Origin of the sequence: Nakamurella sp. (assembly GCF_048594475.1) — a bacterium.
Taxonomy (GTDB): domain Bacteria; phylum Actinomycetota; class Actinomycetes; order Mycobacteriales; family Nakamurellaceae; genus Nakamurella.
On the sequence record NZ_JBMDXT010000147.1, the window covers coordinates 1 to 10,478 of the forward strand.

At 74.3% G+C, this 10,478-nt stretch carries 9 protein-coding genes; 2 read left to right on the forward strand and 7 right to left on the reverse strand.

The genetic code is table 11. From position 1 onward, the window contains the following. Positions 1-565: 565 nt before the first annotated feature. Complete coding sequence (locus tag ACOJUF_RS07315) at positions 566-1,132, reverse strand: DUF4245 domain-containing protein (RefSeq protein WP_420121202.1); 567 nt, start codon at positions 1,130-1,132, stop codon at positions 566-568. Between the two features lie 187 nt (positions 1,133-1,319). Here ACOJUF_RS07315 and ACOJUF_RS07320 point away from each other — a divergent pair, with 187 nt between their 5' ends. After that, the gene (locus ACOJUF_RS07320) at positions 1,320-2,738 is read left to right on the forward strand and encodes a class II fumarate hydratase (RefSeq protein WP_420121203.1); all 1,419 of its coding nucleotides are present in this window, start codon (positions 1,320-1,322) and stop codon (positions 2,736-2,738) included. Between the two features lie 174 nt (positions 2,739-2,912). Here ACOJUF_RS07320 and ACOJUF_RS07325 read toward each other — a convergent pair whose 3' ends face one another. The 4 genes from ACOJUF_RS07325 to ACOJUF_RS07340 form a co-directional block, all read right to left on the reverse strand. Beyond that, positions 2,913-4,607 carry a hypothetical protein gene (locus ACOJUF_RS07325; protein ID WP_420121204.1) on the reverse strand — a complete coding sequence of 565 codons (1,695 nt, stop codon included), beginning with the start codon at positions 4,605-4,607 and terminating at the stop codon, positions 2,913-2,915. Positions 4,608-4,717: 110 nt separating this feature from the next. Then, entirely contained in the window at positions 4,718-5,443 is a 726-nt protein-coding gene (locus ACOJUF_RS07330) for a class I SAM-dependent methyltransferase (protein ID WP_420121205.1), read from the reverse strand. A gap of 4 nt (positions 5,444-5,447) precedes the next feature. Continuing rightward, positions 5,448-6,305, reverse strand: coding sequence for a ChbG/HpnK family deacetylase (locus ACOJUF_RS07335; RefSeq protein ID WP_420121206.1), 858 nt, complete (start codon positions 6,303-6,305; stop codon positions 5,448-5,450). A gap of 217 nt (positions 6,306-6,522) precedes the next feature. Then, positions 6,523-7,272 (reverse strand): glycosyltransferase family 2 protein, encoded by a 750-nt coding sequence (locus ACOJUF_RS07340; protein WP_420121207.1) that lies wholly within the window; start codon positions 7,270-7,272, stop codon positions 6,523-6,525. An 89-nt stretch (positions 7,273-7,361) separates the two neighbouring features. Here ACOJUF_RS07340 and ACOJUF_RS07345 point away from each other — a divergent pair, with 89 nt between their 5' ends. Continuing rightward, positions 7,362-8,240: a hypothetical protein gene (locus ACOJUF_RS07345; protein ID WP_420121208.1), complete on the forward strand. Its 879-nt coding sequence runs from the start codon at positions 7,362-7,364 to the stop codon at positions 8,238-8,240. 51 nt (positions 8,241-8,291) lie between these two features. On the opposite strand, the gene ACOJUF_RS07350 is transcribed toward ACOJUF_RS07345, so the two are convergent. Then, a complete protein-coding gene (locus ACOJUF_RS07350) occupies positions 8,292-9,614 on the reverse strand; it encodes a hypothetical protein (protein ID WP_420121209.1) in 1,323 nt (440 codons plus the stop codon). A 192-nt stretch (positions 9,615-9,806) separates the two neighbouring features. Next, positions 9,807-10,313 (reverse strand): hypothetical protein, encoded by a 507-nt coding sequence (locus tag ACOJUF_RS07355; RefSeq protein WP_420121210.1) that lies wholly within the window; start codon positions 10,311-10,313, stop codon positions 9,807-9,809. Positions 10,314-10,478 lie beyond the last annotated feature (165 nt).

The window sequence follows — 10,478 nt, forward strand, 5'->3', positions numbered from 1 at the left end:
GACACCGACCCCGGCATAACGGCCGCACCCGTGGAGAGCCCGGTGCGTCGAGACACGCACGCCGGGTTCGGCGAGCGGTCCGGGGAAACGGAACCGGGGCAACCCGGCCACCGCGCCCCGGACCGACTCAACCGGATCAACTGCGCCGCAATGTGACTGGTGGGGAGGGAGTCGCCCTTTTCGTCCGCGCGGTCATCCACATCTCGCGGTGGACACCTGCGCTGATCAACTCAGCCCGAATGTGGCGGGCGGGACAAGAGTCGACCACTTCGTCCGCGACGGCGTGGATGATCCGCGCGGATCGGGCCCGCAGTCGGGGACCCGGGCGACGACGTCAGGCCGGCGACGGACCCGCGCGTCGCCCGTGCGTCGGCCCCGTACGACGGAGCCGCGCGTCGGCCCCGGCGTGACGGGCCGGGGCGTCGGGCCGGGCGTCGGGCCGAGGCGTCGGGCCGAGGCGTCAGACCGAGGCGTCAGACCGAGGCGTCGGACCGAGGCGTCGGACCGGGGCGTCAGACCGAGGCGTCAGGGGCGCGGTGACGGGCCGGTAGGCCGGCCCGGGGCGTCAGGAGGTGGCGGGGGTGCCGGCGGCGAGCGCGGCGGCCAGCTTCTGGAAGTCCTCCGGGGAGGCGCTGCCGGTGATCAGGTAGGTCACGTCACCGGCGGTCCGCACCCAGGCCACTTCGGACCGCCGGCCGGGGACCTCAGTCCACGTGACCCCGCCGACGTCGACCTTCCCGGTCGCCGGCCCGACGTCGCCCAGCTCGGCCTGCTGCACGTCCTCGAGCGCCCCGGAGGACTGCACCGCGGTCAGGAAGCGGCCCTGTTCGGTGAGCCAGCCGGCCCGGACGGCCGCCGGCGCCTCGGTGCTGCCGGGCGCCGCGGTGAAGGAGAACGAGTTCGGATGCCAGTCGTCGGGCACGCCCGTGGGGATGACCACGGGGAAGCCGACCAGCGGGGCGGCCCTGGTCAGGCCGCCGTCGACGTCGGCGGTCGGCGCCTGCCCGTCGCTCGGCCCGGCCGGGGCGAAGCTCGCGTTGCCGTAGAGGAACATCAAGCCGAAGGCAACCAGGCCCAGCACGGCGGCGGCGATGGCCATGCTGCTCAGGGTCTTGGCGCGCGTCACTGCCACGCCGTCCATCGTCCCACGAGCCGGCACGGGCGTCGGGCGCTCCATTGCCACGGGCGGCGGGCCGGTCGGCCCGGGAGCGGCCGGGCCGGGCCGCGCGACCGGATCGGCCCCGGATGTGACCGAAATCCGCTGTGGCCTTGTCCGGGCGCCGAGCCCTCCCCGGGCCGGCCCCGATAGCGTTTGCCCCATGGCTGAACACGACGACGTGACCACTCAGGTCGAGACCCAGTACCGCATCGAACACGACACGATGGGCGAGGTACGGGTCCCCAAGCAGGCGAAGTACCAGGCGCAGACCCAGCGCGCGGTCGAGAACTTCCCCATCTCGGGCCGGACGCTGGAGCGGACCCAGGTACGGGCGCTCGCCCTGATCAAGGCGGCGGCGGCCCAGGTCAACGCCGAGCTGGGCGTCATCCCCGCGGACGTCGCGGAGGCCATCGCGCAGGCCGCCACCGCGATCGCCGGCGGCAAGTACTACGAGGACTTCCCGCTCGACGTCTTCCAGACCGGCTCCGGCACCAGCTCCAACATGAACACCAACGAGGTCATCTCGACGCTGGCGACCGAGTCGCTGGGCCGCAAGGTGCACCCGAACGACCACGTCAACGCGTCGCAGTCGTCCAACGACGTCTTCCCGACGTCCATCCACGTGGCCGCCACCGAGTCGGTGGTCTACCAGCTGCTGCCGGCTCTGGCCCACCTCGAGAAGGCGCTGCAGGCCAAGGCCGACGAGTGGGCCGACGTGGTCAAGTCCGGCCGCACCCACCTGATGGACGCCACCCCGGTGACCCTGGGCCAGGAATTCGGCGGGTACGCGGCGCAGATCCGGCTGGGACAGGAGCGGCTGCGCGCCTCGCTGCCGCGGCTGGCCGAACTGCCGCTGGGCGGGACCGCGGTCGGCACCGGCATCAACACGCCCCCCGGATTCTCGGCCGCCGTGATCGCCCAGCTGTCCCGGCTCACCAGCCTGGAGTTCACCGAGGCCCGCAACCACTTCGAGGCCCAGTCCTCCCGCGACGGCCTGGTCGAGGCGTCCGGCCAGCTGCGGACGATCGCCGTGAGCCTGACCAAGATCTGCAACGACCTGCGCTGGATGGGTTCGGGCCCGACCGCCGGCCTGGGTGAGATCTCGCTGCCCGACCTGCAGCCGGGTTCGTCGATCATGCCGGGCAAGGTCAACCCGGTGCTGCCCGAGGCGACGTTGATGGTGTGCGCCCAGGTCATCGGCAACGACGCCACGGTCGCCTTCGCCGGCTCGCAGGGCAACTTCGAGCTCAACGTGATGTTCCCGGTCATCGGCCGCAACCTGCTCGAGTCGATCAAGCTGCTGAGCAACGCCAGCCGGGTGCTGGCCGATCGCTGCATCGACGGGATCGTGGCCAACGTCGACCGCTGCCGCGCCTACGCCGAGTCGTCGCCGTCGATCGTCACCCCGCTGAACAAGTACATCGGGTACGAGGAGGCGGCCAAGATCGCCAAGCTGGCCCTGAAGGAGGGCAAGACGATCAAGCAGGTCGTCATCGAGCGGGGCCACGTGGAGAAGGGCAACGTGAGCGCGGAGCAGCTGGACGCCGCCCTCGACGTGCTGTCCATGACCCACCCGTAGGCGACGCGGCGCCGGCGCATTGCGCCGCGCCCGGTCACCTGCGCTGATCCAGGACCCGCGAGGCCGCCCGGAAAGTCCGGTTCGCTGGGCCTTGGATCAGCGCAGGTTCAGCGCAGGTTCAGCGCAGGTTCCGGGCAGTTTTCGGCGCAGGTTCTGCGCAGGTTCCGGGCAGGTTCAGCGCTGAGGCGGTCCGGGCGGACGGGGGTCGTCCTCGGGGTCGTCGAAGTCCGGCCGGAACTGCGCCGTCCGCGGACCGTCGGCCGCATCGGTCGGGCCGGACGGCCCGGCCGGCGCTCCCGGCGCGCCGGAGGGCGACCCGCCGGCGAACTCGGGCGGCACGGTCCAGTCGGCCCGACGCCCGGACGGGCCCGACCCGGATGCCCCTGACGGGCCCGGCCCACCGGCCGGCGGTTGCGGCCGGGTGGGCGGATTGCCCGCGCCGGGACCGCCCTGGCCCGGTCCACCGGGGCCGCCGCCCTGGCCCGGCCCGCCGGGACCGCCCGACCCGCCCGGGCCGCCCGGCTCGCGCGTCGGCGGGATGTACTGGGTGGGTCCGGGCGGGATGTGCTGGGTGGGTCCGGGCGGGATGAACTGGGTCGGCCCGGCCGGCGGGTCGTACCGGGTCGGCGCGTTCGGGTCGACGCCGTAGGGATGGTTCCGGCCCGAGAGCAGCCCGTAGGGATCGGCACCCGGCGGCGGGCCGGTCGGCCGCGGGGCGGTCGGCGGCAGCACCATCGTCGGCGCCTCGGCGTTCGGGTCGTAGGCCTGCTGCCGTGACGCCGTGCTGGCCAGTTGCTGCTCCTGCTCGGCCCGCGCGGCCTCCTTGTTGCGCCGGTACACCACGAACCAGGTGATCAGGCCGGCCAGCACGATCAGCGCCAGCACCACCCAGATCCACCAGTTGCTGCTCCCGGTGTCCCCGCCGGCGGCCGCCGACGTCATGGTCACGGCCGTGGTCGGCGCCGCACTGCTGGCCGACGAGCTCGCGCTGGTCGGCGAGGGCGTCGGCGACGGGGTGGGCGACGGGGTCGGGGACGGCGTCGGCGACGGGGTGGGCGTCGGCGCGACGACCTGGAAACTGGCCACGCCGACGGTGCCCGACTCGGCCCCGATGGCTTCCAGCCGGTGGGTGCCGTCGACGAAGTCGGCCGGAACCACGAAGTCCACCCGGGCGACGCCGGTGGAGTCGGCGGTCACCGGCGAGAGGGTCACCGGCGCGGAGAACAGGGTCAGGTTGACCTGCTCCCCGCCCTTGAACCCGGAGAAGATGACCTGTTGGGTGCCGCCGGGCGCGATCGTCGCGGACGACACCTGCTGCACGATCGCGCTGGACGGGGTCGACGGCGCCGAACTGGACGAGGTCGGCGTCTTGAACGCCACCGGCACCTTCATGTCCGCGCCGGTCTGGCCGTCCGTCCGCACCGTGAACAGGGCGCACTTGTCGGGCACGCAGGCGGCGGACGCGGAGGCGTCCGACGGCAGCGTCAGGGTCGCGCTGAACGCGCCCTTGCCGTCGCTCTTGGCCACCACCCAGGGTCCACTCGTGGGGTCACCGGCGGCCGGGCCGCCGATGCAGCCGGTCAGGTTGGCCGGCGCCCGCTCGCCGGACGGGCAGATCGCGACGTAGACCTGGGTGTCGGCCGGGTAGCCGGCGCCCTTGGCGGTGATCGTGGCCCCGCCGGCCGGCAGGTCGGTGGTCGGATCGACGACCAACGTCGCGTCGCCGTTGGTGCCGGTCACCGGGGCGGCGGCGACCGGCCCCGGCGCCGGCGCGGTGGTCGCCTGGGCCGGGACGAGCGCGACGGTGACCGCCAGCGTCCCGGCCGCCGCGAGGGCCAGACCGAACGCCCCGAAACGTGCCCGCGTCATCGACATCCCTCGATCGCTCGACCGGCGGGACGACCGGATCCGGCCGCGCCCGCGTGCTTCCTGGCGCACACTGTGCCCGCCGACCCCGGCCGATGCACCTCGACCCGCCGTCATGACGGGCCCGGGTCGGACCGGCGGGCCAGCAGCAGATGATGGGGGTGCACCCGGCCGCGGTCCAGCCGTTGCCGGGCCGTCCAGAGCCCCTCCGCACCGAGCCAACCGGCCATGGTCGCCGGATCGACGAAGTCGAACGCCGGGGCTCCGCCGGGCCCGCCGCCGTCCCGCTCGGTGATGCCCAGCACCGACACCGCCAGCGTCTCCTGCCACCGGTTCCAGGCGGCCTTCCAGCGCGGTGTCGGGCTCATCTCCTTGACCAGCAGCACGCCGTCCGGCGCGAGCTGCCCGGCCGCCTCGGTCAGCAGCGCCCGCTGCGCGGCGGCAGGGAGCAGGTACAGAACGTCCACGATGACGATGGCGTCCCAGGGCCCGGCCGGCACCGCCCCGGACTCGGCGACGCGGAACGTGAGGTCGACCCCGTCCACGGCGGCGGCGAGCCGCCGGGCCAGCGCGATCTTGTCCGCGTCGATGTCCACCCCGACCACGCTGCGGCCGGCTCCGGACCGGGCTGCGGCCAGCGCCGCATAAGCGCTGAACAGCCCGTGGCCGCAGCCGATCTCCAGCACCCGCCCGGCCGTCGGGAGGGCGGCCTCGACACGGGGCAGCGGGGCGCTCCACCAGCGCACGGTGGCATGCGCGCGGGCGGACACCGGCAGGTCGCGGAAGGCCCGGAGGGTGGCCCGGCCGGCCCCCGTCGGGCGGCGATCGATCACCGACATGCGATCACTGTCCCGCACGCCGGGCCAGGTCCCGGAACGAGCCCGGCGTGTATCCCAGGGCGATCGCCCGCGCGCGGACGGCCGGGTCGAGCAGCATGGCCAGTTCGTCGGACCAGCGGTAGCCACCCCAGTCGAAGCGGCCCAGGTCGGGGTCGGCCGCCTCGCCGGGGTGGGTGTTGATCTCCACGGTGCCGCCGTCCGCCGGCAGCATCCCGGACAGCCGCGTCAGCGCCCGGGTGAAGGCGGCCGCGTCCATCGCTCCGGCCTCGTCCAGGCCGGCGTACGCCGTCGTGGTCAGCAGACCGGCGCGAGCGATGCGCCGGCGGAGCCGGGCGGCCAGCCGGTTGACCGGGGCGCCGACCGGCAGCAGCCGGCCGCTGCGCGGGGTGCGCACCGCCGCCAGCCCCCGCTGCACCGCCAGGTCGACGACCACCGCGGCGACCGACGGCCACAGGTGGGTGTGCTGGTGCGTGTCCAGGTGCGTGACCGTCACTCCCCCGGCGGCGATCCGGTCGAGCTGGGCGGTGAACTCGCGCCGCACGTCGTCCGGATCGAGACGTCCGGTGGCGCCACGGGCGACCACGGTGCGGTACGAGAGCGGGAACGCCCCGCGCCGGTCGACCAGCGTCGGGATCTCCCGCGCGCTCAGCAGGGGCGGGTCCTCCCCGACGATGGCCAGGTGGGCGCCGACATCCAGGCCCGGGTGGTCCTCCAGCATGCGGGCGGCCAGCTCGAACGACCGGCCGACGGCCAGCAGCGACGTCGCGGTGACCAGCCCGGACCGGTACCCGTGCAGGACGGCCCGGCAGACCCCGTCGGTCAGCCCGAAGTCGTCGGCGGAGACGATCAGCCGCGCGGTCATGCCGGCACGCCCGGCCCGCCCGCGCCCGTTCGCTGATCAAAGCCGGGCCGGCCGCCCGATTTGCCCGATCCGCCGGCGGATTTGATCAGCGAACCCGGGCGGGGCGACCCCGTTCGCTGATCAAAACCGGGCTCGACGCCCGATTTGCCCGATTCAACCGCGGATTTGATCAGCGGACCCGGGCGGAGCGAACCCGGGCGGGGCGGGGCGGGCCGGATCACGCGGCCGGAGCCTTGAGCTCCGCGCGCAGCCGGATCATCTCGCCGAGCATCGTGCGGATGACGCCGAGGGAGGACAGCGTGGACACCCCGCGGGTCCGGGGGAAGTAGTCGACACCGATCTGCAGGATGGTGAACCCGGCCTTCTGCGCCCGGATGACCAGCTCGGCGTCGATGAACGACCCTTCGCTGGACAGCGTCACCGCCTCCAGCACGCGCCGGCGGCACAGCTTGAACGCGAAGTTGATGTCGCGCAGCCGGGTGCCGAACGAGAGCTGGATGAGCCAGTTGTAGATCCACGAGTAGACCGCCCGGCGCAGGCCCTCCCCGGTCCGGTCGAGCCGGTACGCACTGACCATGTCGGCCTCGTAGTTGCGCAGCACCCGCAGGGCGCGGACCAGCTCGATCATCTCGAACGGTAGGTCGGCGTCGGTGTACAGAACGACGTCGCCGGTGGCCGCGGCGAACCCGCTCTTGATGCTGCCGCCGAGCTTGCGGTTGCGCTCGTGGTGCACCACCCGGATTCGGTGGTCGGCCTCGACGAGGGCATCGGCATACTCGGCGGTCCGGTCGGTGGACGCGTCGTCGACGACGATCAGCTCGTAGTCGCCGATCTCCCCACCGGCCACCAGCTGGTCGCAGATCTCCTTGGCCGCGCGGACCGCGCGGTGGATGTACTGCTCCTCGTTCCACATCGGGAAGAAGATCGACAGCTTGGCGAACCGTTCCGGTTCCAGAGGTACCGTCATGCCCGACCGCGTTCCCGCGTCGTCACCCGCGTCATCCCCCCGCGCCATGCCCACTGTCCTCTCCCCTGGCGAAACCGACTCATGTAACCATGTCCGGCATCAATCCCCTGTTGCTCGCGGTGGCCGGCGCGGCCCTGTGCTCGGGCACCGCGGCCGTGCTACAGGCGTCCGCGGTGGCCCGGCTGCCCCGGGCCACGTCCGTCGGCGGCGGCTTCGTCCTGCGGCTGGTCCGCAGCCCGCGCTACCTGGCCGCGCTGACCCTGATCGCGGCCGGCTTCGCGCTGTCCTTCGTCGCGCTGCGCGGCCTGCCGCTGTTCGTGGTGCAGGCCGGCCGGGCGTCCAGCCTGGCCGTCACGGCAGTGCTGTCGGTGCTCGCGCTGGGGGTGCGGCTGCGCCGGGCCGAACTCGTCGCGGTGCTGGCCATCGGGCTCGGGCTGGTGGTGGTCGGGTGGACGGCGGGCGACCAGGCCGCCGGCGACGTGGGCGGTCCGGGGCGGATGGTCCTGCTCGCCGCGGTGCTGGCCCTGCTCCCGGTGGCCGCGGTGCTGCTGCGGATGCGGGATCTGCGGCGGTCCGGGGTGCTGCTGGCGGTCGTCGCCGGCACCTGCTTCGGGCTGCTGGCCCTGGGTGCCCGGATCCTGCGCGGGTTCGATCCCGGGACGCTGCTGCTCGATCCGGCCGCCTGGGCCATGGCGGCGGCAGGTGCTCTCGGCCTGCTGGCCGGGGCGCTGGCCCTGCAGCGGGCCTCGGTGGTGAGCGTGACGGCGGCGATGGTCGCGGTGGAGACGGTGCTCGGTTCCCTGCTCGGCATGCTGGTCTGCGGCGACCGGCCCGCGCCCGGAGCGGCCGGACCGGCCGCCGCCGGCTTCGTCCTGGTGCTGTCCGGCGCGCTGATGCTGGCCCGCTTCGGGGCGCCGGAGGCCGGCGCGGACGGCCACGAGGAACCCGCGACGGTGCCGATCGGCTGAGCCCGGCGGTCGGCCGTGCGACGGTCGGCAGTCGACGCACGGGCCGCCCCGTCAGGTCACCGGCACGCCGCTGGCGAACACGGCGGTGGCGACCAGCAGGCCGGCCCCGAACAGGGTGAGCACGACCGGGCGGAGCCAGCGGAACCGCGTGGTGGCCAGCAGGTGACCACCGGCGGCGATCACCGGGAACGCGGCGAGCACGTACCGGCCGGTGCCCATGAAGTCCTTCGTGCCCAGCAGCGGGATGGCCAGCACCACCACCGCGTAGGCCAGGTAGCCCCACCCGAACAGCCGCCACACCCGGCGCAGCAGGAGCACGGCCAGCAGCACCATCAGGGCCTGCGCGGTGAGCCGGACGGCCAGGTCGGGCGAGCGCCAGAGCAGGGTTCCGACGTAGTCGAACTTGAACCAGGTCCGCGGCCCGCCCCCCTGGTTCCAGCCCGGTGCCGCCTGCACGGTGGCGAAGGCCAGCGGGTCGCCGAACGAGGTCCCCAGATAGATCATCCAGCCGGCCAGCCCCAGACCCGAGACCAGGACGCCGATCTCCCGCCACCGCACGCGCCGGACGGCCCGCAGCAGGGCGACCGGCCGCGGATGGGCCGGCCACGAGCCCGGGCGCGCGGGGCCGGTGCCCGTGCCGGGCCCGTTGCCGGTGACGGTGCCAGTGCCGGTGACGGTGACGGTGCGGATCCCGGTGCCGATCTTGATGCCGATCCCGCCCCGCTCCGCCAACTGTTCCAGGGTGCGGACGACGAGCCCCGCGGCCACCGCGATCCCGACCGGCCGGCCCGCGGTGGCCAGGGCCCCGATCAACCCGGCCGTCCAGTACCAACGGCGTTCGACGGCCAGGAAGGCGGCGACGGCGAGCAGGAGGAACGTCGAGTCGCTGTAGAGCGCACCGTGCAGGAAGAACGCGTACGGGTACAGCACGAGCAGGGCGATCGCCGTCACCGCCGCCGGGCGCGGCAACCGGGGCCACACCCAGACCGTGAACGCGACGACCGCGGCCGCCCCGGCCAGCAGGGACACCAGCCAGCCGGCCAGGTGGAAGTCACCGCCGAGCAGCCGGCCGAGCCCGCCGACGGCCATCGGGTAGGTGGGGAAGAACGCGATCGAGGACTGCTGGCCGGGGTGGTAGAAGTAGCCACCGGTGGCGATGGACTGGTACCAGCCGGCGTCGCCGATCAGCCAGGCGTCGATCCAGCCGCGGTCGTCCGCGTGCACACGGGCGGGATTGCGACCCGCGCCGAGCACGGCCACCGTCGTGCACACGGCCACGACCGCCGCGTAGCCGGCCAGCACCGCGGCGATCGGCGGACGGGCCGTGCGGTCCGCCGGGCCGTCCGCGGTCCGGGCGGGCGGGGCGGTGGACACGCGGTCGGGTCTCCTTCGCGGCGGCGGTTCGCCCGGCCACCCTAACCTCCGGCCGGCCGCTACCGGCCGCTACCGGCCGAACCGACCGAACCCACCGAACCGGCCGAGACCGAAAGGAACCGGGGCCGGTCGGGGCCGGACCGAACCGCGGTCGGCCGACCGGCCCGGACCGACCGACCGACCGCACCCGGGTCAGGTCACCGACGTCCCGGTGGCGAACACGAACGCGACGGTCAGCAAACCGGCCAGGCAGGCGACGAGGACCACGGGCCGCAGCCAGCGGTGTCGGGTGGTGGCGAGCACGTGCCCGGCGGCCGCGATCACCGGGAACGCGGCCAGGCCGTACCGTCCGGTGCCCATGAAGTCCTTGGTGCCCAGCAGCGGGATGGCCAGCACGACGATCGAATAGGCCAGGTAGCCCCAGCCGAACAACCGCCACACCCGGCGCAGCAACAGCACCGCGATCAGCATCATCAGTGCCTGCGCGGTCAGCCGGGCGACCAGGTCGGGCGAGCGCCACAGCACGGCGCCGACGTAGTCAACCTTGAACCAGGTCCGCGGACCGGAGCCCTGGTTCCAGCCGGGCGCGGCCTGCACGGTGTTGAACGCCAGCGGGTCGCCGTAGGCGGCCCAGAGCCAGAGCATCCAGCCGGCCAGGCCCAGCCCGGACAGCAGGACGCCGGCCTCGCGCCACCGCACCCGGCCGACCGCCCGGACGAGCTCGCGCAGGCGGGGGTGGGGCGGCCACCACCGGGCCGGTGGCCCCGTCGCCGGCCCGACCGCCGGCGCCCGACCGGCCCGCGAGGCCGGCGGAATCCCGGGCCTCGGGCAGGCGGAAGGACCGGACGGCGTCGCCCCGGGCGG

What these genes read in the sequence shown, in the direction of transcription:
- ACOJUF_RS07330 (WP_420121205.1), bottom strand. Translation starts at nt 5,443, where the DNA reads ATGTCGGTGATCGATCGCCGCCCGACGGGGGCCGGCCGGGCCACCCTC.
- ACOJUF_RS07345 (WP_420121208.1), top strand. Translation starts at nt 7,362, where the DNA reads ATGTCCGGCATCAATCCCCTGTTGCTCGCGGTGGCCGGCGCGGCCCTG.
- ACOJUF_RS07340 (WP_420121207.1), bottom strand. Translation starts at nt 7,272, where the DNA reads ATGACGGTACCTCTGGAACCGGAACGGTTCGCCAAGCTGTCGATCTTC.
- ACOJUF_RS07325 (WP_420121204.1), bottom strand. Translation starts at nt 4,607, where the DNA reads ATGACGCGGGCACGTTTCGGGGCGTTCGGTCTGGCCCTCGCGGCGGCC.
- ACOJUF_RS07335 (WP_420121206.1), bottom strand. Translation starts at nt 6,305, where the DNA reads ATGACCGCGCGGCTGATCGTCTCCGCCGACGACTTCGGGCTGACCGAC.
- ACOJUF_RS07320 (WP_420121203.1), top strand. Translation starts at nt 1,320, where the DNA reads ATGGCTGAACACGACGACGTGACCACTCAGGTCGAGACCCAGTACCGC.